We start from the raw sequence: 22307 nt of genomic DNA on the forward strand, positions 1-22307 counted from the left end.
CCTCCCTGGTTGATGGCTTGTATTACTAGCGTGGGTCGCACCGGGGGCTTTATCAACCCTGCCCCCGGTTTTATCCCCGCTGCAGCCTTACCACTGCCCCACAACAAACCCGAGCTGCTCCGGAAGCCACAGGGCGATCCCCGGCAACAGCATTACCAGCAACAGGCTTACGGCCATGGCCGCAATGAACACCATGGCCCAACCCAGGGTGTGCTCCAGCCGGATATTGGCGATGCGGGTGGTCACCATCAGGTTGACGGCCACCGGCGGGGTGAACTGACCAATGGCGATGTTCATGGCCAGCAGTATGCCGAACCACACCGGGTTCCAGCCGAAATGGGTCATCAGCGGCAGCACGATGGGGATCAGGATGAGGTAGATCGACACCGCATCCAGCAGCATGCCGGCAATCAGCACCAGCACCATGACCAGCCCCAGCAACACCCAGCCATTGCTGGACAGGGACAACAGCGCCTCGGCCAGATGCTGGAAGGTGCCGAGGGTGGTGCCGGCCCAGGCGAAAATGCCGGCCAGGGCGATGATCAGCATGACCACCCCAGAGGTCACGGCGGCGTCGGTGATCAGGCTGAACAGGTTGCGGAGGCTCAGGTTGCGGTACACCAGGCAGCCCACGATGATGCCGTAGGTTACGGCGACCACGGCGGCCTCGGTCGGGGTGAACAGCCCGGATCTCAGGCCACCGAGGATGATGACCGGGGCGAACAGCGCCGGCAGCGCGGCCTTGAAACTGGGCCAGAATGGCGGCCGCTCAGATTCCTCCGGGTCTTCCCAGCGGTACTTGCGCGCCAGGAACAGGGCTGGTACCAGCAGCGACAGCCCCGCCAGGATGCCCGGGAACACGCCGGCGGCGAACAATGCCCGCAGGTCCACACCGGGCACTACGATGGAGTACAGGATCAGCGCGATGGAGGGTGGAATCAGGATGGCCGTGGACGACGACGCCGCAATCAGCGTGGCGGAAAACGGCTGGGGGTAACCGGCCTTGCGCATGCTCGGCAGCATGACCATGGCCACGGCGGCGGCGTCGGCCGGCCCGGAGCCACTCATGCCGCCCATGATCAGGCACACCAGTACCGCTACCACGGTCAGCCCGCCGTGGCGGGGACCAATGATGGCCTGGGCAAAGCGCACCAGGCTCGCGGCCACCCCGGCCCGCTCGAAGATCAGGCCGGTGAGGATGAACAGGGGAATCGCAATCAGCGGGTATTTGGCCACGCTGTTGTAGGTGTTGGTCCCCAGGGTGGCCAGCATGTCCGGCGACAACCCGGCCAGAATACCCACCACGCCCCCCAGACCAAGGGCGATGGCCACCGGCACCCCCAGCAGCAGGGCCAGCAGAAAGGTGCCAATCAGCAGCAGATCAGGACTCATGGATGACCTCCGGATCCACCTTGCCGCGCAGGCGGTCTATCAGGTTCTGGGTCATCCGGATGATGATGGCCAGCGACAGCACCGGCAGCCAGATCACGTAGATCCAATTCGGGAGCCCCAGCCCCGGCGACAGGGATTCCCACTGGTACTCCTCGAGCGCAAATTTGCTGCCGTACCACACGGTAATGCCAAGTACCGTCACCCCGGCCAGCCACTGCAGCACGTACACCACCTTCTTGAGGCGCGGTGGCAGCACGTGCTCAATCAACTCGATGCGGATGTGCTGGTTGTGGCGGGCCGCCACCGCCGCACCGGCGAAGGTCAGCACCACCAGCAAAAACACAGAGTATTCTTCGGTGAAGGCGAATGAAGCATCCGTGGCATAGCGGACCACGACGTTACCCAGGCTGATGACACAGATGCCGGTCAAAGCCAGGGTGGCCAGCCAGGCGTCGGGCCTGAACTTCGGGGGGCGAGCAGACATGAGAACTCCGGAGTGGATGGCAGCACCCGCCCGTGGACGGGTGCTTTTGGGGGCAACGCCCGAGGTTAGCGGTTGGCGACGGCCTCCTGGGCCTGCTCCACGAGATCCTCACCGATACGGTCGGTCCATTTTTCGTACACGGGGCGGGTGGCTTCTACGAAGGCCGCGTGCTGCTCCGGCGTCAGCTCCACCACCTGCACGCCGCGTGCCTTGATCGCCTCAAGGGTGGCTTCCAGTTCGCCCCGGGATTTTTCAATTTCCCACTGGCCGGCATCGATGGCCGCCTGTTTGAGCAGGGCCTGATCCTCGGGGTTGAACTGGCTCCAGACCCGGTTGCTCACCGCAAACACCAGGGGGTCGGCCATGTAATGCCACAGGGTCAGGTGGGTCTGGCCAACCTGGTCGATACGGGCAACGTCGAACACCGAGATCGGGTTCTCCTGGCCATCGACCGCACCGGTGGTCAGGGCGGGCTTGGCGTCGGCCCAGCTCATCTGGGTCGGGTTGGCCCCCAGGGTGGTGAAAGTGTCCTGGAACAGCGGCGAACCCACCACGCGGATTTTCAGGCCCTCCACATCGTCGGGACCGGTGATCTTGCGCTTGGAGTTGGACAGCTCGCGAAAGCCGTTCTCGCCCCACGCCAGCGGCGTCACGCCCCGCTTTTTGATGGCGGCAAAGATGGTCTCACCGGCCTCGCCCTGGGTAATGGCGTCGATGGCCTCGTAATCCGGCATCAGGAACGGCAGGGAAAACAGATTCAGTTCCGGGACCTGGGGCGACCAGTTGATGGTGGAGCCCACGGCCATGTCGATCAGCCCTGAACGCATGGCGGAGAACTCCTTGGTCTGGTCACCGGACACCAGCTGGGAGTTGCTGTAGATCTTCATGTTGATGCGTCCGTCTGAACGCTCCCGCACCAGTTCCACCCACTTATCGGCGGCCTGCCCCCAGGGAAAAGCAGATGGCAGCACGGTGGATACAGTGTATTCGTCTTTGTATTGGGCCGTGGCCGCAGCACTGAACAGGAGCGTGGCGGCGGTAGTGGCCAGGAGAATTCGACGCTTCAACATAGGTTGGTCCTTCTTATGGTTATGGTATTCCGCAGGTGGTTCTGAGGCTCATTAACACTCAGCAACAGCAGGCGATTATAGAGGGGAGATTCAACGAGACGCAAAGATAAAACGTCCCGCTTTGATTGTGGAACTGGATTTTACCCCGCAGGGATTCAGGCCGGCTCCCGGTCATAATCCGCCCTCTTCCATGCCATGTGGTAGCAGACATTCATGCCTTGAAATTCGACCGCTTTCAGAATACTGTATATTTAAACAGTATTTTGAGATCTTACCCATGAGCGAGCTTCTGAACACGCTGATGCAGGATGCCCGTGTCTGGCAGGGGCACAAGCACCGGCGCACCACGCAACCGGCGGAACCCACCGGCTATCAGGTGCTGGATAATCAGCTTGGCGGCATTGGCTGGCCCCGGAGGGCGCTGAGTGAATGCCTGCTGGATACCCCCGGCATCGGCGAACTGCACCTGCTGCTGCCGTTGATGCAGCGGCTGTCCCACAGTGGCAAAACGGTGTTCTGGCTGAACCCGCCGCACACGCCCTACGCCCCGGCCCTGGCCCGGGAAGGCGTAAACCTGGACCAGGTGGTGATGATCCACACCGACGAGGCCGGCGATTTCCTGTGGACCCTGGAAAACTGTCTGCGCTCGCCGGTCACCGGGCTGGTGATGGCCTGGCCGGGCAAGCTGGCGTCCCGGGATATCCGGCGCCTGCAATTGGCCGCCGAGGCCGGCAGCAACGTGTGCGTGCTGTTCCGTGAGCGCCGCTACGCCGAGCAGAATTCCCCGGCCGCCCTGCGCCTGGAGCTGGAGCCCGGCGCCAACCAGGAGCTGAAGATCAACATCGTCAAACGCCGGGGCAGCTGGCCAGGACAGCGCTGCGCCCTGGCTATGGCGCACCGGGCCGACCTGGGCTTCCGCGAGGCGCCCCGGGTGGTTCGGGGCCCCTGGCCCGCGTCCCACCGGTAAACGACAATGCTCTGGCTGTACCTGCACTTCACGCACCTGCTGCTGGACCACATTCGCCGCACCCGGGAAGACGCCGGCGCGCTGGTGATTGTCGAGCGCTCCGGGCAGAAGGTCATTCAGGCCTGCCCGGAGGCCCGGGACCAGGGCGTGCGCGCCGGCATGCGCCTTAAAACCGCGCTCAGCCTGGTGCCGGAGCTGGGAACGGTGCGGGCGGACCAGCAGCAGGAAGCGCGGATTCTGGAAGACCAGGCCCGCTGGCTGTACCGCTACGCCGCCCACATCGTGCTGGTACCACCGAACGGTCTGATGGCCGAGATTGGCAGCCTGCAACGGCTGTACGGCGGCCTGCCGGCGGTGTGGCAAACCGTGGAGCAGGCCCTGGACGAACGCCAGCTCACCGCCTGGCCCGGCATTGGCCACACCCCCCTGGCGGCCCGACTGATTGCCCGCAGCGGCAAGGGCGAATGCACTGCTGACAAAGGCCATATCCAGCGCACCCTGGACCAGATGCCGTTGCTGGCGGCGGAGTTTGATGCCCGCACCTGCACCCGGCTGCAGCGGCTCGGGCTGAGCAACCTCGGTGAGGTATTCAACCTGCCGCCGGTGGAACTGGCGCGCCGGCTGTCGCCGGAAACCCTGGCCCGGATCCAGAAAATCCAGGGCACCCGGCCCGACCCCCAGGCCCCGTGGCAGCCACCGCACCACTTTCGCCAGCAGGCGGACTTTGTTCAGGAGATCGAACAGTCTCAGGGGCTGTTGTTTCCGCTGCAGCGCATTCTGTCGGAACTGGAGGAAGACCTGTGCTGGCGCCAGCAGGAAACCGACAGCCTGCTGCTGATCCTGAGGCACCGGCACGAGGAACCCACCCGGCTGCGCATCCGCACCTCCGGGCCGGAGCATCGGGCCGAGGCGTTTCTGAACCTGATTCGCCTGCGTTTCGAGCAGCAGCCACTGCGGGCGCCGGTGATCGCCCTGCTGCTGTCGGTGAAGCGCTTTCTCGGACGTGAAGCCGATACCGGCCAGGACCTGCTGGGTGAATCCCAGGACCTGAACGAAGCCTGGCACACCCTGATGAGCCGGTTGCAGGCCCGGCTCGGCGATCAGGCCCTTAAACAGCTCTCGCCCCAGGCCGACCACCGCCCGGAACGGGCCTGGAGCGCCTCCGACGTTCAGCGCAAAACCCGGCCATCGGTTGATACCGGCCAGTTGCCGCGCCGCCCGCTGTGGCTACTACAGGGACCGCAGCCACTCACGGAAACCCCGGCGGCCTGGTTTGCCGGGCCCGAACGCATCAGTGGCGGCTGGTGGGATGGCCAGCGGGTGCACCGGGATTACTACATCGCCCAGCTCCACAACGGCCAGTTGGCCTGGGTGTTCCGGGATGTGCGCGACGGCTGGTTCGTGCACGGGTGGTTTGGCTGATGAGCGGGCTGATCTACGCGGAGCTGGTCTGCCTGAGCAACTTCACCTTCCTGACCGGCGCCTCCCACTCCCACGAGCTGGCCGAACGGGCCGCCGAACTGGGCTATGCTGCCCTGGCGATCACCGACGACTGCTCGGTGGCCGGCATCCCCCGGGCCTGGGCCGCCCTGAAGGACAGCCCGGTGAAACTGATCACCGGCAGCCGGTTCGAGCTGGACGACGCCCCGCCCGGTGCCAGCAACCCCCGGTTCGTGTTGCTGGCCCGCACCCGCAAGGGCTATGGCCAGCTGTGCCAGTTGATCACCACCGGCCGGCGGCGGGCGGAGAAAGGCCAGTACCAGCTGTTCTACCGGGACGTGGAAACCCACCCCCTGGACGACTGCCTGTGCCTGTGGCTGCCGCCGGCCACCACCGAGGCCGACGCCGACCAGGCCCTGGCCTGTGGCGAGTGGCTGCAACGGCTGTTTGAACCCAGGCTGTGGATTGCTGCCGCCCGCACCCTGGAATCCGGCGAGGAACAGCAACTGGCCCGGGCCCGCTGGCTGGCCGACCAACTGCGCTGCCCAATCACCGCCACCGGCGAGGTGCACATGCACAGCCGGGAGCGCCAGCCATTGCAAGACGTGCTCACCGCCCTGCGCCACCACACCAACCTGGAACAGGCCGGCCATTGCCTGTTCCAGAACGGCGAACGCTACCTGCGGCCACTGCCGGTGCTGCAGCGCCTGTTCCCGGAGCCCTGGTTGCGGGAAACCCGGCGGATTGCCGACCAGTGCACCTTCGAACCCGGCAGCTTGCGCTACGAATACCCGCCAGACCTGGTGCCAGACGGCGAAACCCCGGCCGCCTACCTCAAGCGACTGACCCGCGAGGGCGAGCGCCGCCGCTACCCGGACGGCACGCCACTAACCGTGCAGGCGCTGATCCGCAAGGAGCTGGACCTGATCTCGGAGATGAAGTACGAGCACTACTTCCTCACCATTCAGGACATCGTCGCCTTTGCCCGCAGCCGGGGCATTCTCTGCCAGGGCCGGGGCTCGGCCGCCAACTCGGCAGTGTGCTACTGCCTGGGCATCACCGAGGTGAACCCGGCCCGGGTCGAGCTGCTGTTCGAACGCTTCATCTCCAAGGACCGCAACGAGCCGCCCGACATCGACGTGGACTTCGAGCACCAGCGCCGGGAAGAAGTCATCCAGTACATCTACCAGCGCTATGGCCGGCAGCGGGCCGCCCTGGCCGCCACGGTGATCCGCTACCGGCCCCGCAGCGCCATCCGCGACGTCGGCAAAGCCCTGGGCTTTGACCCGGCCCAGGTGGAACAGTTGCTGGAAGGCATCGACTGGCGTGACAAGGCCACCGACTGGCGCCAGCAAATCCTCGACAAACGCCTGACCCGCAACCCCAAGGTGGCGGACCAGTTCTTCACCCTGGTGAACACCCTGCTCGGCTTTCCCCGGCACCTGTCCCAGCACGTGGGCGGGTTTGTCATCAGCTCCGGTCCGCTGGCCGAACTGGTGCCGGTGGAAAACGCCGCCATGGCCGATCGCACCGTGATCCAGTGGGACAAGGACGACCTGGAAAGCCTGGGCCTGATGAAAGTGGACGTACTGGCCCTGGGCATGCTCTCGGCCATCCGCCGGGCCCTGGAACTGATCAGCGAACAGAAAGGCCAGCCGTTCGAGATCCAGGACGTGCCCCAGGAAGACCGGGCCACCTACGCCATGCTCCAGAAAGGCGACAGCATCGGCGTGTTCCAGGTGGAATCCCGGGCCCAGATCAACATGCTGCCGCGTCTGAAACCGGAAACCTACTACGACCTGGTGATCGAAGTGGCCATCGTCCGCCCCGGCCCGATCCAGGGCGACATGGTGCACCCTTACCTGCGCCGCAAACACGGCCTGGAGCCGGTGAGCTACCCCAACGACGCCATCCGCAAGGTGCTGGAACGCACCTTGGGCGTGCCCATCTTCCAGGAACAGGTGATCAAACTGGCGATGGTGGCCGCCGGCTTCTCCGCTGGCGAGGCCGACCAATTACGCCGGGCCATGGCGGCCTGGAAATCCCACGGCGACCTGACCGGGTTCCGGGACAAACTGATTACCGGCATGCTCGAACGCGGCCACGACGCCGACTTCGCCGAGCGCCTGTACCAGCAGATCTGCGGCTTCGGCGGCTACGGCTTCCCGGAATCCCACGCCGCCAGCTTCGCCCTGCTGGTGTACGTCTCCGCCTGGCTCAAATGCCACTACCCGGCCGCCTTTTACTGCGCCCTGCTCAACAGCCAGCCCATGGGCTTTTACTCACCCTCGCAACTGGTCCAGGACGCCAAACGCCACGGCGTCGAGGTACTGCCGCCAGACGTCAACCACAGCCAGTGGGACCACACCTTGGAAGGCCCGGAACGCAAACTCCGGCTGGGCTTGCGCCTGATCCAGGGGTTGTCCTCCAAGGGCGCCGAGCGCCTGTGTCAGCAACGCCCGCCCCAGGGCTACCGCTCCGCCAGCGAACTGCGACAGCGCGCCGACCTGAACCAGCGCGACATGGAACTGCTCGCCGGCGCCAACGCCATGCCCGACTTCACCGCCAACCGTCACCAGGCCTACTGGCAACTGCTCGGGCACGAACAACCGGCCGAACTCTTCGCCGCCGACGCCGCCGGGACCTACACCGCGGAAGCCTGCGAACAACTGCCGGAACCCACCGAAGGCCAGAACGTCCTCGCCGACTACGCCAGCCAGGGCCTCACCCTGCAACGCCACCCCCTGGCCCTGCTCCGGGAACAGGGCCACCTCAAGTTCTGCTTGAGCGCCGAAGACCTCAAAACCACCCGGGCCGGCGTCCCGGTCCAGGTCGCCGGCCTGGTCACCGGCCGCCAACGCCCCGGCTCCGCCTCCGGCGTCACCTTCGTCACCCTGGAAGACGAAACCGGCAACGTGAACGTAGTGGTGTGGCTCGAAACCGCCCGCCGCCAGCGCAAACCGCTCCTCACTGCCCGGCTGCTGCACGTGAAAGGCGTGGTGGAAAAACAGGGCGACATCATCCACGTCATGGCCGGCAAACTCTCCGACCTGAGCCACCTGATCAAAACCCTCCCGGTCGACTCCCGGGATTTTCACTAGCTCTCCGAAAACCGCCCAAACCTTCTCACGGCCACCACCAAGGTTATGGGAGCCGGTGGGTGCCTACCTTTCAGGAATGTTGGAGGCCAAGGATGGCCGGAAACAAGCGCACATGGACGTGCTCGTAGCGGTTCCTGAAAGGTAGGCACCCACCGGCTCATGCACCCAAGCACAAGGGCTAGAAAACAAAAAACCCCGCACAAAGGCGGGGTTTTTCGATACTGAGGAAGCGAAGATCAGCTAAGCAGCTTGATCATCACACCCGCAGCAACCGCAGAGCCAATAACACCAGCCACGTTCGGACCCATGGCGTGCATCAACAGGAAGTTCTGCGGGTTAGCCTCAAGGCCAACCTTGTTGGATACCCGCGCCGCCATCGGCACCGCAGATACACCGGCAGAACCGATCAGCGGGTTGATGGCTTCCTTGCTGAAGCGGTTCATCAGCTTCGCCATTAGAACACCGGACGCAGTACCAACACCGAAGGCTACGATACCCAGGCCCAGGATACCCAGGGTCTGGCCATCCAGGAACTTGTCCGCCATCAGCTTGGAACCAACGGACAGGCCCAGGAAGATGGTCACGATGTTGATCAGTGCGTTCTGGGCGGTGTCGCTCAGACGCTCAACAACGCCACACTCACGCATCAGGTTACCGAAGCAGAACATACCCAGCAGCGGCGCTGCGTCAGGCAGGAACAGAACCACGGCAATCAGCACCACCAGCGGGAAGATGATCTTCTCTTTTTTGCTGACCGGACGCAGCTGGGTCATCTTGATGGCCCGCTCTTCGTGGCTGGTCAGCGCCTTCATGATCGGCGGCTGAATCATCGGAACCATCGCCATGTACGCGTAGGCAGAAACGGCAATCGCACCCAGCAGATGTGGCGCCAGCACGCTGGCTACATAGATGGATGTGGGGCCGTCAGCACCACCGATGATACCGATGGCCGCTGCTTCCAGGATGGTGAAATCCAGGATGCCGAACAGGTCCAGCAAAGCCGCACCAATCACGGTACCGAAGATACCGAACTGGGCAGCGGCGCCCAACAGCATGGTCTTGGGGTTGGCCAGCAGGGGACCGAAATCGGTCATGGCGCCTACGCCCATGAAGATCAGCAGCGGACCAATGGTGCTGCCGATAACCACAGAGTAGAAGTTATACAGCATGCCATTGCCGTAGCCGGCGTCCTGGGCGATGGCGTTGGCCATGGCCATTTCAGAGTAGTTGGCCTCTTTCACGGCCACCTTGAACGCTTCCTTCAGCTCAGGCGTAACCGCCTGACCTGCCTGGTAGGCCACGTCCAGCGGCGCCGCCAGGGCGGCCAACAGCTGAGTCGCTTCGCTCTTGAGGGCGAAGTGGATGGCATTTTCCGCCGCAGTCAGGGCCAGGCCTGCCTCCGGGATGTTCGCCAGGATGCCGCCGAAACCGATCGGCACCAGCAGCAGTGGCTCAAAGCCCTTGCGAATCGCAAGGAACAGCAGGAGCAGGCCGATGGCGATCATCACCACCTGACCCGGTTCAATATTGAACAGGCCGCTGCCTGTCCAGAGCGTCATGATTTTATCCATGGAATGCTGGCCCTTATGCGATTGTCAGCATTTCATCATCAGGGGATACGGCATCACCGACCTTGATGAACACTTCGCCGATGGTACCGGCCTTGGGTGCGCGAACCTCGGTTTCCATCTTCATGGCCTCGAGGATGATCATCACGTCACCTTCTTCCACGGTGTCACCCGGGGAAACCAGAACCTTGAAGATGTTGCCGCCCAGAGGCGCAACCACCGGCTCACCTTCGCCAGCAGCCGGTGCAGGGGCAGCGGAGGCTGCGGCCGGAGCAGAAGCAGCACCGCCCTCACCCTGGATCTGAGTGATCTCGCCACCTTCGGATACAGCCACCACGAACTTCTTGCCGTTGACATCAACGGTGTAAGTCTCGGGGCCGCTCGCCTTCTTGGCCGGCGCCGCGTCTTCGGCGGTCGGTACCGGCTCGAACGCGTCCGGGTTGCCACGGTTTTCCAGGAACTTCAGGCCAATCTGCGGGAACAGTGCGTAGGTCAGCACGTCGTCCTCGAGGTTGTCGGCCAGCTTGATGCCCTTCTCCTCGGCCAGCTTCTTCAGTTCCTCGGTCAGCTTGTCCATTTCCGGCTCAAGCAGATCCGCCGGACGGCAGGTCACAGGCTCCTTGCCATCCAGAACGCGCTCCTGCAGCTCCTTGTTGAACGGAGCCGGCGCTGCGCCGTACTCGCCCTTCAGGATGGCGGAGGTTTCTTTGGAGATGGACTTGTAACGCTCGCCAGTCAGCACGTTCAGTACCGCCTGGGTACCCACGATCTGGGAGGTCGGAGTTACCAGCGGGATGAAGCCCAGGTCTTCACGAACCTTGGGAATCTCGTCCAGAACCTGGTCGAACTTGTCGCTCGCGTTCTGTTCACGCAGCTGGTTTTCCATGTTGGTCAGCATGCCACCCGGTACCTGGGCGATCAGGATACGGGAGTCGGTGCCGCGCAGGCTGCCTTCGAACTTCGCGTACTTCTTGCGCACCTGGCGGAAGTAGCTGGCGATTTCTTCCAGCAGGTTCAGGTCCAGACCGGTGTCACGGTCAGTGCCTTCCAGAATGGCAACCACGGCCTCGGTGGGCGAATGGCCGTAGGTCATGCTCATGGAGGAGATCGCGGTGTCCACATTGTCGATACCGGCCTCGGCCGCCTTGATGGCGGTGGCGGTCGACATGCCGGTGGTGGCGTGGCACTGCATGTGAATCGGGATGTCCAACTCTTTCTTCAGACGGCTGACCAGGTCGTAAGCCACGTACGGCTTGAGGATGCCGGCCATGTCCTTGATCGCGATGGAGTCGGCGCCCATGTCCGCGACTTCTTTCGCCATCTCAACCCACATGTCGATGGTGTGCACCGGGCTGGTGGTGTAGGCGATGGTGCCCTGGGCGTGCTTGCCGGTCTTGCGAACGGCCTTGATGGCGCGGTCCAGGTTACGCGGATCGTTCATGGCGTCGAAAATACGGAACACGTCTACGCCGTTTTCGGCAGCGCGCTCACAGAAACGGTCGACCACGTCATCCGCATAGTGGCGGTAACCCAGCAGGTTCTGGCCACGCAGTAGCATCTGTTGCTGGGTGTTGGGCATGGCCTTTTTCAGTTCGCGGATGCGCTCCCAGGGGTCTTCGCCCAGGTAACGGATGCAGGAGTCGAAGGTCGCTCCGCCCCAGGATTCCAGAGACCAGAAACCAACCTTGTCGAGTTTCTCGGCAATGGGCAGCATGTCATCAAGCCGCATGCGGGTGGCAAGCAGGGACTGGTGCGCGTCGCGCAGGATAACGTCCGTAATCCCCAACGGTTTCTTTGTGTCAGTCATCGTGTCAGCCTTCTGTTTAAAGGTTCTATCTTTTACCGGGTCACTTCTTGTGGCGCGACCGGAATTGTGCAATTGCCTTCTTGATGGCCTCGGCGGTATCCGGATCTACCGACGCGGGGGCCTTGGGCTTGGCACGCGGTGTCTTAGCCGGGGTTGCCGGCTCGGGCGGCGCAAACCGTCCGATGAGCTTGGACATGAGCAGTGTCGCGAACACCAGAATGATGAGGAACACGAACACAAAACCCATACCTGCAATCATCAGATCGACGGCTTGGGACATCAGGTCATTCATATCGAATAGCTACCTGTTTATTGGTTGATTGATTTCCCCGACTTGCCTGGCCTGACCAGTTAAACTAAAGTCTAACGGAAATCCAAACCCTGTCGGGAGGCAAAATCCTGCGTAATTTACCGGTTTAGCCTGCCGTGAGCAACCTAAATGCAATTTTCCATAGGGGATTTCCGAGTCGCCACCCCTCCTCCGGCGCCCGCCCCCAAGCGATTCCCGCGCCCCATTTCACGCATATCGAACGCGTATTTTTCGGCCCTTGATACGCCCGTTTTCCAAGCGTTTGAGTGCCTTTGCCGCCTGATGTTTGTCGATGGCGACAAAACACTGGAAATCAAACAGATCGATCTTGCCGACCGCCGAGCCTGGCAGCCCTGCATCGCCGGTCAACGCCCCCAGGACATCGCCCGGACGGATCTTTTCTTTTCGACCGCCGGCAATACAGAGGGTTCGCATCGCCGGCTCCACCGGCTGCAACGGCGTGGCCAGCAAGGCTTCGGAATCGCCCCAGGACACCGTGCGCCCCAGATCCGCCTCCAACCGGCTGATCTTGTGCCCCTTGGCGGGAGTACAGAACGTCACCGCAAGGCCCTGCTCACCCGCGCGGCCGGTTCGGCCCACCCGATGGGTATGCACTTCCGGGTCCCGGGCCGGCTCGGCGTTAATCACCAGGGGTAGCGCCTTGATATCGAGCCCGCGGGCCGCCACGTCGGTGGCCACCAGCACGGAGCAACTCTGATTACCGAAGCGCACAAGCACACTGTCGCGCTCACGCTGATCCAAATCGCCGTGCAGCGCCAGCGCGGAGAATCCATGCTGACGCAGTGCATCGGCCAGTTCGTCGCACTGCTGCTTGGTGGTGCAGAACACGATGCACGACGCCGGCTGACGCTCCGACAACAGCGCCATTACCGCCTCGTGGGCCGCTCCCGGTGAGATTTCATAAAACAGTTCCTGAATGTCCGGATTGGCCTGCCCGGCCTCCGCGCGCACATCCTGTGGCTGACGCTGGTACCGGCTGCTCAGGGCACGGATCGGCGCCGGCCAGGTGGCCGAGAACATTAGGGTCTGCCGGTTTTCCGGGGTCTGACCAAGAATGTCCTCCATCGCCTCTTCGAAACCCATATCCAGCATCCGGTCCGCCTCGTCCAGCACCACCGAGCGAAGCTTATCGAGCTTCAGGGTGCCCTTGCGCAGGTGATCCTGAATCCGGCCCGGGGTGCCCACGACAATGTGGGCCCCATGGCTAAGTGAGCCAATCTGCGGGCCAATGGGTACACCACCGCACAGGGTCAGAATTTTCACGTTCTCCCGGGCCCGGGCCAGCTCCCGCAGCGCCTTGGCCACCTGGTCAGCCAACTCGCGGGTCGGACACAGCACCAGGGACTGGACCGCGAATAACCGCGGGCGCAGATGCTCAATCAGGCCAATCCCGAAGGCCGCAGTCTTGCCGCTCCCGGTCTGGGCCATGGCAATGACATCGCGCCGGGCCAGGCAGTGAGGCAAGGCCTTGGCCTGGATATCCGTGGGGCGCTCAAAGCCCAGCTGCTGAAGATTGGCGGTCATCGCCGGCGACAGACCGAGATTGTTGAAGGACGACATACAAGGAATTCCTGGAATCGGAGGATTCGGGTGATGGAGGCGGAATGCTGAGGGCGTATACTAGCGCGTCAGGATACCAGATTTTGCCACCAAATAACGGAGTTACCCATGGCATCCTTACAGGATCAGCTATTGAAGGCCGGCTTGGCAGACGAGAAAAAAGCCAAGGCGATACGCAGCGAGAAGCGCAAGCAGCGCAAGACCCAACCCAAGGGCACGACCCAGGTGAGCGAGGCGGAAATCAACGCCCGCAAGGCCCGGGAGGAAAAAGCCGAACGGGATCGGGAACTGAACCGGCAACGGCAACAGGAGGCCGAGAAGAAAGCCATCCAGGCCCAGATCCGGCAACTGGTCGACACCAACCGCCTGGACCGCAGCCGCGGCGAGACCTCCTACCAGTTCGTCCACGACAAGAAGATCAAGAAGATCTTCGTTGACGACACCATGGTGGACCAACTCTCCCGAGGCCGACTGGCCATCGTCTTTGTGAACGACAACTACGAGATCGTTGCTGAAGGCGTCGCCCGGAAAATCATGGAACGGGACGAGCAGGCGGTGGTCGTGCTCCTCGACCGCAAGGCCGAGGACACCGGAGAAGACGACCCCTACGCCGGCTATGAGATCCCAGACGATCTGATGTGGTAAGCCAGACACAAAAAACCCCGCTCAAGGCGGGGTTCTTTGTTTAATATGGCGCGGCTGGGAGGATTCGAACCTCCGACCGCCTGGTTCGTAGCCAGGTACTCTATCCAGCTGAGCTACAGCCGCTTGAAACTGGGCAAGTTTTGGGAAGTGGCGCGGCTGGGAGGATTCGAACCTCCGACCGCCTGGTTCGTAGCCAGGTACTCTATCCAGCTGAGCTACAGCCGCGCATCGTTCACTTGCCTGGTCGAGTGCTACCTCAACCTGTTCTCGCTTTTCCAAAAAGGAAAATGGCGGAGAGGGAGGGATTCGAACCCTCGATACGCGCAATGCGTATGGTTCCTTAGCAGGGAACTGGTTTCAGCCACTCACCCACCTCTCCTTGAGAACGGGGCGTATACTACCATAATTTTTCTGTTTTCATAGGGTTGACACGGAATTTTTCCAACCCGATTTGCCCCGATAAGAAAAAAGCCGTTCAAGTATTTCTTGAACGGCTTTTTTACTCTCAGCTGTTGCCCGGTTCCGGCTCTTCCGAGCCTTTTTCGGACTGTATGCGCTGATAGATTTCTTCGCGGTGGACCGCAACTTCCTTCGGGGCGTTTACGCCAATGCGCACCTGATTGCCCTTCACCCCAAGAACGGTCACGGTGATCTCATCACCGACCATCAGGGTTTCGCCAACACGGCGAGTCAAAATCAACATATCCCTTACTCCCTTTACAGAGCTACCTGTTCCGACAAAAAAGTTTCTTCTTTATTTTCTTATAGTTTATAGCGAGATCACTTTCTGACCATAAGACGCACATTCCCTTATACGGAAACGATATGTCATAGGCTCAATAAATGATTCCCTTATTTGGGCCAGCTCCGGACCATTCCGGCGCCTCCCCCTTCAGTCGCCTTCTTTCACGTTGAGCTTGTCCAGCTCAAACTCACTGTGCAGCGCTCGAACCGCCAACTCCAGATACTTCTCATCGATCACCACGGAAATCTTGATTTCCGACGTGGAGATCATCTGGATGTTGATACCCTCATTGGAGAGGGCCTCGAACATCCTCGTCGCAACGCCGGCGTGGGAACGCATGCCCACACCCACAATGCTGACCTTGGCAATCTTGCTGTCACCGCTGACTTCCCGGGCGCCCAGCTCGTTGGCCACGCCTTGCAGCACTTCCTTGGCCCGCTTGAAATCGTTGCGGTGCACGGTGAAGGTGAAAGCCGTCTTGTTATCCTCGCCCACGTTCTGGACGATCATGTCCACTTCAATATTAGCATCGCTTACCGGCTTCAGAATGCGCAGGGCACTGCCGGGGGTGTCGGGGACGCCGGCGATGGTCAGTTTTGCTTCGTCGCGGTTAAAGGCGATGCCGGAAACAACCGGTTGCTCCATGGCGTTTTCATCCTCAAAGGTAATCAGGGTGCCTTCCCCTTCCTGGAAGCTGGAAAGTACCCGTAATGGAACGTTGTATTTGCCTGCAAACTCGACCGAGCGAATCTGGAGAACCTTGGACCCCAGGCTTGCCATCTCGATCATTTCTTCAAACGTGATGCGATCCAGCCGGCGCGCACTGTCCACGACCCGCGGATCGGTCGTGTAGACGCCGTCAACGTCGGTGTAGATCTGGCACTCGTCGGCCTTGAGGGCCGCGGCCAGGGCAACAGCGGTGGTATCGGAGCCGCCACGACCGAGCGTGGTGATGTTGCCGCACTCATCGATGCCCTGGAAGCCGGCCACCACCACAACCCGACCTCGATCCAGATCTTCGCGCATGCGCTGCTCGTCGATCTGCTTGATACGGGCCTTGGTGTGGGTGCTGTCGGTCACGATTCGAACCTGGGAACCGGTGTAGGACCGGGCATCGCAGTTGCGTTTCTGTAGCGCCATGGACAGCAGCGCGATGGTCACCTGCTCACCGGTGGACACCAGCACGTCCATTTCCCGGGGCGTTGGCTCCTCCATGATGTTGTTGGCCAAACCGATCAGACGGTTGGTTTCACCACTCATCGCCGAAACCACCACGACCACATCATGACCTTCCTTGCGGAACCGCGCGACCTTGTCGGCAACCGCCTCAATCCGCTCGGTTGTTCCAACCGAGGTGCCACCAAATTTCTGAACCAACAGCGCCATGTTCTTCCCAATATCCTGAACGGGGAGTCGCGGCGAAGCCCCTGCTTCGCCAGTGTCAAGACAAGTCGGGCAGGATTATAGCGCCCTGCCCCTGTCACAGATAGTTGCTTAGCCTATATTTTCTTCAACCCAAGCCGGGATACCGGCCAAGGCATCCGCCAGCTTGCTCGGATCGTTGCCGCCACCCTGAGCCATATCGGGGCGGCCGCCGCCCTTGCCGTCAACCTGAGCGGCCAGGTGCTTCATCAGGTCACCGGCCTTGATCCGGCCGGTGGCGGACTTGGTGACACCTGCCACCAGGGTCACCTTGCCATCCTCAACGCTGGCCAGGACCACCACGCCCTCACCCAGCTTGTTCTTCAACTGGTCCGCGGTTTCCATCAGTGCCTTGCGATCCGCACCTTCCAGCTCGGACGCCACCACCTTGAGGCCGGCAATCTCTACTGCCGAGCCCGCCAGATCGGACCCGGCCGAGCTGGCCAGCTTGGCCTTCAGGGCATCGACTTCCTTTTCCAGCTGACGGTTGCGGTCCAGGGTCTGCTGCACCTTCTCAACCACCGTGTCGCGGGTAGCCCGCACCAGGCCGGCGGTGTCGCGCAGAGTACGCTCGGTGCTATCCACCCATTCCAGAGCGCCGAAGCCGGTGACCGCCTCGATTCGGCGAACGCCGGCGGAAATCCCGCTCTCCGATGTAATGCGGAACAGGCCGATGTCGCCGGTGCGGGCCACGTGGGTGCCGCCACACAGTTCGACCGAATAGTTCTCGGTGCCCATGCTGAGCACCCGCACGGTGTCGCCGTACTTCTCACCGAACAGGGCCACGGCGCCCTTCTGCTGGGCCTGCTCCATGTCGGTGATTTCGGTCTGTACCGGGGTGTTGTCAAGAATCTGCTCGTTCACCTGACGCTCGATCTCCGCCAGCTGCTCCGCCGTGACCGGTTCGAAATGGGAGAAGTCGAAACGCAGCTTGTCCGGATCCACCAGCGAGCCCTTCTGGCTCACGTGCTCACCCAGTACCTTGCGCAGGGCAGCGTGCAGCAGGTGGGTGGCGGAGTGATTACGCTTGGTGCGCTCGCGCCGGGCGTGGTCGATGCGCGCATCCACTTCCAGGCCCGGGAACAGCTCGCCCTCAATCAGGGTGCCCACGTGCAGGTGGTTGTCACCCTCTTTGCGGGTATCGGTGACCTGGAAGCGGCCGCCACTCCAGGTCAGCAGGCCGGTGTCACCGACCTGACCGCCGGATTCGGCGTAGAACGGGGTGCGCTCAAGCACCACCACAGCCTCGTCACCGGCCTCGGCGTTCTTTTCCTCACCACCCACGATGACCGTGCGGATGCGCTCGTGACCATCAATGTGGTCGTAGCCGGTAAATTCGGTGCTGCCTTCCAGATTCAGGCCGGCAGCGTTGTAGTCGATGCCAAATTTGCTGGCCGCACGCGCCCGCTCGCGCTGGCTTTCCATGGCCCGCTCATAGCCCTCGTAGTCCAGGCTCAGACCACGCTCGCGGGCAATGTCGTTGGTCAGGTCGACCGGGAAACCGTAGGTGTCGTACAGGGTAAAGATGGTTTCCCCCGGGATCACCTCGCCCTGGAGTTCGGCAATATCCTGCTCCAGCAGGCGCAGGCCTTTGTCCAGGGTCTTGGCGAACTGCTCCTCTTCCTGCAGAAGCACTTTTTCGATCTGCTTGCGGCTGCTGACCAGTTGCGGATAGGCCTCGCCCATCAGCTCAACCAAGGCACCGGTGAGCTTGTAGAAAAACGGCTGGGTTGCGCCCAGCTTGTTGCCGTGACGGGCAGCGCGGCGAATGATCCGGCGCAGCACGAAGCCGCGCCCCTCATTGGAGGGCATCACGCCGTCAGAAATCAGGAAGGCACAGGAACGGATGTGGTCCGCCACCACCCGCAGACTGGCTTCGGTGGTTGCCACGCCGCCGAGTACGTCGGAGGCGGACTTCAGCAGGTCCTGGAACAGGTCGATTTCGTAGTTGCTGTGCACGCCCTGGAGCACGGCCGTGATCCGCTCCAGACCCATGCCGGTATCGACCGACGGCTTGGGCAGCTTCAGCATCTCGCCATCGGCGGTGCGGTTGTACTGCATGAAGACCACGTTCCAGATTTCGATGTAGCGGTCGCCGTCTTCTTCGGGGCTACCCGGAGGACCACCGGCAACGTCCGGGCCGTGATCGTAGAAAATCTCGGTGCAGGGACCGCAAGGGCCGGTGTCGCCCATCTGCCAGAAGTTGTCGGACGCGTAGCGAGCGCCTTTGTTGTCACCGATGCGAACAATGCGCTCGGCCGGCACGCCGATTTCCTTGTTCCAGATCTCGTAGGCCTCGTCGTCCTCGGCGTACACGGTGACCCAGAGCTTCTCGGTCGGCAGTTTCAGCCACTGGTCGCCGGTGAGGAAGGTCCAGGCGAAATTGATGGCTTCGCGCTTGAAATAATCGCCGAAGCTGAAGTTACCCAGCATTTCAAAGAAGGTGTGGTGACGGGCGGTGTAACCGACGTTTTCCAGGTCGTTGTGCTTGCCACCGGCGCGGACGCACTTCTGGGAGGTGGTGGCTCGGCTGTAGTCGCGCTCTTCGCGACCGAGGAAGGTATCCTTGAACTGGTTCATTCCCGCATTGGTAAACAGCAACGTGGGGTCGTCCGCCGGCACCAGCGAACTGCTTGAAACAATGGCATGGCCTTGCTGTTTGAAATAGTCGAGAAACGCCTGTCGCAATTCTGCGGTTTTCATAGCCCTTTGATACCTTTCCAGAAACTCGCCGTAAAAGCGGCGGGTCCGCGATTGAATACGAATACTTACATGCGTGTGCAAATCCGCTACTCTAGCACACGCCGAGAACTTGAAAAACGTGAAACATCACAGGAGATGCCATGCCCCGACGCTTCCATGACGCCGAGGAACTGCTACCGCCAGCAACCTTTCTCAAGCGCGGTCTCGCCATTATCTATGACGGCCTGATCAGCATTGCAGTTCTGCTTGTGGCGACCTGGATTTACACCATGATCGGGGGCTGGCTGACGGGATGGGACCGGTTCGAGCAACTGGCCGAGGCCGGCCAGCTGTCGGGCGACCCGGGCCTGACCTTCGTGTTGTTCCTGGTGCTGTACCTGTTCTTCGCCTACTTCTGGACCCGCATCGGCCAGACCCTGGGCATGCAGGTGTGGCGCATCCGCATCGAGAACCTGGACGGCACCTCCGTGACCTGGAGCCAGGCCCTGCGTCGCTACGTGACCGCCGCAGTGGTCATTTTCGTGACCCTGCTGGCCAGCTATTACGTGGGCGCCGCCACCCTGTTCATCACCCTGCCCGCGATTCTGGCCCTGTTCTTCCCGATCAACGGACTGTCCGTTACCGACCGACTGTCCGGCAGCGTGGTGGTGCAGGTTCCGAAGGACGCGAAAAAGACCAAGTGAGAGAAACGGCGTCGGGCCCGGTGATCAGCCGGCCCGACGCATCAGAATGGCCCCCACCACCGCATTGACGGCAATCGGAACCAGCACCGCCAGCATCGGGTTGAAGCCATACACCAGGCTCATGGGCCCGAGCAGATCCTGCATGTACTTGAACAGCAGCCCGACCATCAGGCCGGTGAACACCCGGAACCCCATGGTGACCGAGCGCAGCGGCCCGAAGATGAAGGAAATCGCCACCAGCACCATCACCGCCGTACCCAGCGGCATCAGGGTTTTCTTCCAAAACGCCAGCCAGTACCGGGCGGCGTTCAGGTCCTGTTCTTCCAGGTAGTTGGCGTAGGTGAACAGGCCGGTCATCGACAGATTCTCCGGCTTCACAATCAGGACACTCAGCACCCGGGGTGACAGCCCAGAGTCCCAGCGCAGGGACTGATTCGTTTCCAGGGTGGTGCCGGTCCCCTCGATCCGCGTGGTGCGCACATCTTCCAGGCGCCAATGATCACCCTGGAAGATCGCCCGCTTGGCAAAGCTCGACGACTGCAGCTCACGTTCCTCGTTAAAACGGAACAGTGACACCCCGTGCAGCACGCCGTTGGGCTGCACGGCATTCAGATGGATAAAGACATCCCCTTCCCGATGCCAGACCCCGGTGGCGGACGCCACGTTCTGACCGGCGCCCAGGGCAACCGCTTTCTCACTTTGGGCCAGGCGCTCCGCCGGCGGTGCCACGTACTCACCAATGAACACGCCCAGCACCACGACCACCAGGGCCGGCTTCATGGCCGACCAGACGATGCGCCTGAGGGAAACCCCGGCGGCCCGAATCACCGTCAGCTCCGAGGAACTGGCCATGGAGCCAAGCCCCACCAAGCAACCCATAAAGGCGCCCAGCGGCAGGTAATCGTAAATCCGTCGCGGCAAGGTCAGGGCGACGTACCACAGCGCCTCGAGGGTCTGATAGCCGTTACGGGTATCTTCCAGCTCGGCGATAAAACCGAAGATGAGATCCAGCGACAGCACCACCACCATGACCAGAAACATGGCGCCGCCGACGGTGCGCATGACATAACCGTCAATCCTACGCATTGGCCCGCACCTCCTTCAGCGCCCGGCGTTTCTGGCGCCAGGCCGAGCCGAACTGCAACCACAGACCGAACGCCAGGAACAGGGCGTGCACCCAGAGCATGCCCACCCACTCCGGCACCTTGCCGTCGGCCAGGGCGTCGCGGGCCACGATCAAGAGACCCAGATAGGTGATGTACACCAACATCGCCGGCAACAGGTGGAAGAACCGGCCCTGACGCGGGTTGACCCGGCTCAGTCGAACCGCCAGCAGGGTCACGATCGGCACGATCAGCGGCAGCGAGAAGCGCCAGTGCAGCAGGGCCCGATCCTCCGGATTGTCGGACTCCATTAGGGCCAGGGTGCTGATGCCCTCCTCCAACTGTTTGGTGCCACTTTCACCGCTTTGAATCTTCAGCCCGTAAGCCTCGAAGCCAGTGACGTTGTATTCCAACCGACCGGGAGTGCCGTCGAAGCGGCCGCCATCCTCAAGGATCAGGAACCGGCTGCCGGTGTCGCGATCGATCAGCTGGGAGCCGGATTCGGCGGTAAAAATGGTCACCCCTTCGCCATCCTTGCCGTACTCGGCAATGAACACGCCCTCCAGCTGGCGCTTGTCGTCGCTCAGGCCTTCGGTGTAGGTAACCCGGTTGCCGGCGCTGAAATCCTGGAAGCGCCCGGGCGCCAGCATTTCGAACTCAGTCGCCTTGCGCTGCTCGTTGAAGATCTGCTCGACCTGCTTCATACCCCAGGGCGACACATACAGACTCATGGCCCCGACCACCGCCATCACCGGCAGACTGCCGAGCAGGGTCTTGATCAGCAGTTGCCGGTCACTGACGCCACAGGCAAACAGCACCGTCATTTCGCTTTCCAGGTACATGCGGCCATAGGCCAGCAGGATGCCGATAAACAGCCCGAGGGGCAGGATCAGCTCGAGGAAGCCAGGAAACCGGAACGCCATGATGGTGAACAGCACGTCGGCGGCAATTTCACCCTCGGCCGCGCTGCTGAGGTATTTCAGGAAACGGCCGCTCATGAACACCATCAGCAGGATGCCGGACACGGCAATCATGCTGATCATCACCTGGCGAATTAGATAGCGGAAAACGATGGTCAAAAGGGTCTCTCTGCCAGCACCGGTAAAATCATGGAGGAAACGGATAACTGCGCGTATTCTATGTAACCTTTGGGCCGAATGACAGAGCCGCGGTGTTTCCCTGGAGGCGCAGTCACCGGCCACGCCCGCGGCTTGATAAACGCCCCACTGACCCCAATGCTAGACTGGGTTGGATACCGCCGCCGCCCATCCGCGGGCGGCGCTTCA

17 protein-coding genes and 3 tRNA genes are annotated in these 22307 nt (G+C 62.1%); 5 read left to right on the forward strand and 15 right to left on the reverse strand.

The window, feature by feature from the left end; genetic code table 11:
• Positions 1-87: 87 nt before the first annotated feature.
• From U5822_RS17000 to U5822_RS17010, 3 genes are all read right to left on the reverse strand, one after another.
• A complete protein-coding gene (locus tag U5822_RS17000; RefSeq protein WP_322856793.1) occupies positions 88-1392 on the reverse strand; it encodes a TRAP transporter large permease in 1305 nt (434 codons plus the stop codon).
• Positions 1382-1876 (reverse strand): TRAP transporter small permease, encoded by a 495-nt coding sequence (locus tag U5822_RS17005; protein WP_322856794.1) that lies wholly within the window; start codon positions 1874-1876, stop codon positions 1382-1384. The genes U5822_RS17000 and U5822_RS17005 overlap by 11 nt, the downstream gene beginning before the upstream one ends.
• A gap of 65 nt (positions 1877-1941) precedes the next feature.
• On the reverse strand, positions 1942-2946 hold the full coding sequence (locus U5822_RS17010) for a DctP family TRAP transporter solute-binding subunit (RefSeq protein WP_322856795.1): 1005 nt from the start codon (positions 2944-2946) through the stop codon (positions 1942-1944).
• 277 nt (positions 2947-3223) lie between these two features.
• Between U5822_RS17010 and imuA the strand changes: the two genes are divergently transcribed.
• Genes imuA through U5822_RS17025 form a run of 3 tightly spaced genes read left to right on the forward strand, consistent with a single transcriptional unit; the run spans position 3224 to position 8454 of the window.
• Entirely contained in the window at positions 3224-3913 is a 690-nt protein-coding gene (imuA, locus tag U5822_RS17015) for a translesion DNA synthesis-associated protein ImuA (protein WP_322856796.1), read from the forward strand.
• Positions 3914-3919: 6 nt separating this feature from the next.
• Entirely contained in the window at positions 3920-5335 is a 1416-nt protein-coding gene (locus U5822_RS17020; RefSeq protein WP_322856797.1) for a Y-family DNA polymerase, read from the forward strand.
• Entirely contained in the window at positions 5335-8454 is a 3120-nt protein-coding gene (locus tag U5822_RS17025; protein ID WP_322856798.1) for an error-prone DNA polymerase, read from the forward strand. Before U5822_RS17020 ends, U5822_RS17025 begins: the two co-directional genes overlap by 1 nt.
• A 236-nt stretch (positions 8455-8690) precedes the next feature.
• Here the strand turns inward: U5822_RS17025 and U5822_RS17030 are convergent, their stop codons facing one another.
• The 4 genes from U5822_RS17030 to dbpA form a co-directional block, all read right to left on the reverse strand.
• Positions 8691-10025 carry a sodium ion-translocating decarboxylase subunit beta gene (locus U5822_RS17030; protein ID WP_322856799.1) on the reverse strand — a complete coding sequence of 445 codons (1335 nt, stop codon included), beginning with the start codon at positions 10023-10025 and terminating at the stop codon, positions 8691-8693.
• 13 nt (positions 10026-10038) lie between these two features.
• Complete coding sequence (gene oadA, locus U5822_RS17035) at positions 10039-11829, reverse strand: sodium-extruding oxaloacetate decarboxylase subunit alpha (RefSeq protein ID WP_322856800.1); 1791 nt, start codon at positions 11827-11829, stop codon at positions 10039-10041.
• A 40-nt stretch (positions 11830-11869) separates the two neighbouring features.
• Positions 11870-12121 carry an OadG family protein gene (locus U5822_RS17040; protein ID WP_008172126.1) on the reverse strand — a complete coding sequence of 84 codons (252 nt, stop codon included), beginning with the start codon at positions 12119-12121 and terminating at the stop codon, positions 11870-11872.
• A gap of 225 nt (positions 12122-12346) precedes the next feature.
• The gene (gene dbpA / locus U5822_RS17045; protein WP_322856801.1) at positions 12347-13720 is read right to left on the reverse strand and encodes an ATP-dependent RNA helicase DbpA; all 1374 of its coding nucleotides are present in this window, start codon (positions 13718-13720) and stop codon (positions 12347-12349) included.
• Positions 13721-13828: 108 nt separating this feature from the next.
• Here dbpA and U5822_RS17050 point away from each other — a divergent pair, with 108 nt between their 5' ends.
• Entirely contained in the window at positions 13829-14365 is a 537-nt protein-coding gene (locus tag U5822_RS17050; protein WP_322856802.1) for a DUF2058 domain-containing protein, read from the forward strand.
• Positions 14366-14411: 46 nt separating this feature from the next.
• On the opposite strand, the gene U5822_RS17055 is transcribed toward U5822_RS17050, so the two are convergent.
• The 6 genes from U5822_RS17055 to alaS all read right to left on the reverse strand — a co-directional run bounded on the left by U5822_RS17055 (position 14412) and on the right by alaS (position 19235).
• Positions 14412-14488 (reverse strand) — tRNA-Arg (locus tag U5822_RS17055).
• A 25-nt stretch (positions 14489-14513) separates the two neighbouring features.
• A tRNA-Arg gene (locus tag U5822_RS17060) sits at positions 14514-14590 on the reverse strand.
• A 63-nt stretch (positions 14591-14653) separates the two neighbouring features.
• Positions 14654-14744, reverse strand: a tRNA-Ser gene (locus U5822_RS17065).
• Positions 14745-14870: 126 nt separating this feature from the next.
• Entirely contained in the window at positions 14871-15068 is a 198-nt protein-coding gene (gene csrA, locus U5822_RS17070; RefSeq protein WP_007155535.1) for a carbon storage regulator CsrA, read from the reverse strand.
• 189 nt (positions 15069-15257) lie between these two features.
• Positions 15258-16496: an aspartate kinase gene (locus U5822_RS17075; RefSeq protein WP_322856803.1), complete on the reverse strand. Its 1239-nt coding sequence runs from the start codon at positions 16494-16496 to the stop codon at positions 15258-15260.
• A gap of 108 nt (positions 16497-16604) precedes the next feature.
• Positions 16605-19235 carry an alanine--tRNA ligase gene (gene alaS, locus U5822_RS17080; RefSeq protein WP_322856804.1) on the reverse strand — a complete coding sequence of 877 codons (2631 nt, stop codon included), beginning with the start codon at positions 19233-19235 and terminating at the stop codon, positions 16605-16607.
• 140 nt (positions 19236-19375) lie between these two features.
• Between alaS and U5822_RS17085 the strand changes: the two genes are divergently transcribed.
• A complete protein-coding gene (locus U5822_RS17085) occupies positions 19376-19918 on the forward strand; it encodes an RDD family protein (RefSeq protein WP_322856805.1) in 543 nt (180 codons plus the stop codon).
• 24 nt (positions 19919-19942) lie between these two features.
• Here U5822_RS17085 and lptG read toward each other — a convergent pair whose 3' ends face one another.
• Together lptG and lptF are read right to left on the reverse strand one after the other, a co-directional pair.
• Positions 19943-21004: an LPS export ABC transporter permease LptG gene (lptG, locus tag U5822_RS17090; RefSeq protein ID WP_322856806.1), complete on the reverse strand. Its 1062-nt coding sequence runs from the start codon at positions 21002-21004 to the stop codon at positions 19943-19945.
• Positions 20997-22100, reverse strand: a complete 1104-nt coding sequence (gene lptF / locus U5822_RS17095; RefSeq protein WP_322856807.1) for an LPS export ABC transporter permease LptF — start codon at positions 22098-22100, stop codon at positions 20997-20999. Before lptF ends, lptG begins: the two co-directional genes overlap by 8 nt.
• Between the last annotated feature and the right edge of the window lie 207 nt (positions 22101-22307).

The sequence above is a fragment of the Marinobacter qingdaonensis genome (assembly GCF_034555935.1).
In the GTDB taxonomy this organism is placed as follows: Bacteria; Pseudomonadota; Gammaproteobacteria; order Pseudomonadales; family Oleiphilaceae; genus Marinobacter; species Marinobacter qingdaonensis.

What these genes read in the sequence shown, in the direction of transcription:
- U5822_RS17000 (WP_322856793.1), bottom strand. Translation starts at nt 1,392, where the DNA reads ATGAGTCCTGATCTGCTGCTGATTGGCACCTTTCTGCTGGCCCTGCTG.
- U5822_RS17005 (WP_322856794.1), bottom strand. Translation starts at nt 1,876, where the DNA reads ATGTCTGCTCGCCCCCCGAAGTTCAGGCCCGACGCCTGGCTGGCCACC.
- U5822_RS17010 (WP_322856795.1), bottom strand. Translation starts at nt 2,946, where the DNA reads ATGTTGAAGCGTCGAATTCTCCTGGCCACTACCGCCGCCACGCTCCTG.
- imuA (WP_322856796.1), top strand. Translation starts at nt 3,224, where the DNA reads ATGAGCGAGCTTCTGAACACGCTGATGCAGGATGCCCGTGTCTGGCAG.
- U5822_RS17020 (WP_322856797.1), top strand. Translation starts at nt 3,920, where the DNA reads ATGCTCTGGCTGTACCTGCACTTCACGCACCTGCTGCTGGACCACATT.
- U5822_RS17025 (WP_322856798.1), top strand. Translation starts at nt 5,335, where the DNA reads ATGAGCGGGCTGATCTACGCGGAGCTGGTCTGCCTGAGCAACTTCACC.
- U5822_RS17030 (WP_322856799.1), bottom strand. Translation starts at nt 10,025, where the DNA reads ATGGATAAAATCATGACGCTCTGGACAGGCAGCGGCCTGTTCAATATT.
- oadA (WP_322856800.1), bottom strand. Translation starts at nt 11,829, where the DNA reads ATGACTGACACAAAGAAACCGTTGGGGATTACGGACGTTATCCTGCGC.
- U5822_RS17040 (WP_008172126.1), bottom strand. Translation starts at nt 12,121, where the DNA reads ATGAATGACCTGATGTCCCAAGCCGTCGATCTGATGATTGCAGGTATG.
- dbpA (WP_322856801.1), bottom strand. Translation starts at nt 13,720, where the DNA reads ATGTCGTCCTTCAACAATCTCGGTCTGTCGCCGGCGATGACCGCCAAT.
- U5822_RS17050 (WP_322856802.1), top strand. Translation starts at nt 13,829, where the DNA reads ATGGCATCCTTACAGGATCAGCTATTGAAGGCCGGCTTGGCAGACGAG.
- csrA (WP_007155535.1), bottom strand. Translation starts at nt 15,068, where the DNA reads ATGTTGATTTTGACTCGCCGTGTTGGCGAAACCCTGATGGTCGGTGAT.
- U5822_RS17075 (WP_322856803.1), bottom strand. Translation starts at nt 16,496, where the DNA reads ATGGCGCTGTTGGTTCAGAAATTTGGTGGCACCTCGGTTGGAACAACC.
- alaS (WP_322856804.1), bottom strand. Translation starts at nt 19,235, where the DNA reads ATGAAAACCGCAGAATTGCGACAGGCGTTTCTCGACTATTTCAAACAG.
- U5822_RS17085 (WP_322856805.1), top strand. Translation starts at nt 19,376, where the DNA reads ATGCCCCGACGCTTCCATGACGCCGAGGAACTGCTACCGCCAGCAACC.
- lptG (WP_322856806.1), bottom strand. Translation starts at nt 21,004, where the DNA reads ATGCGTAGGATTGACGGTTATGTCATGCGCACCGTCGGCGGCGCCATG.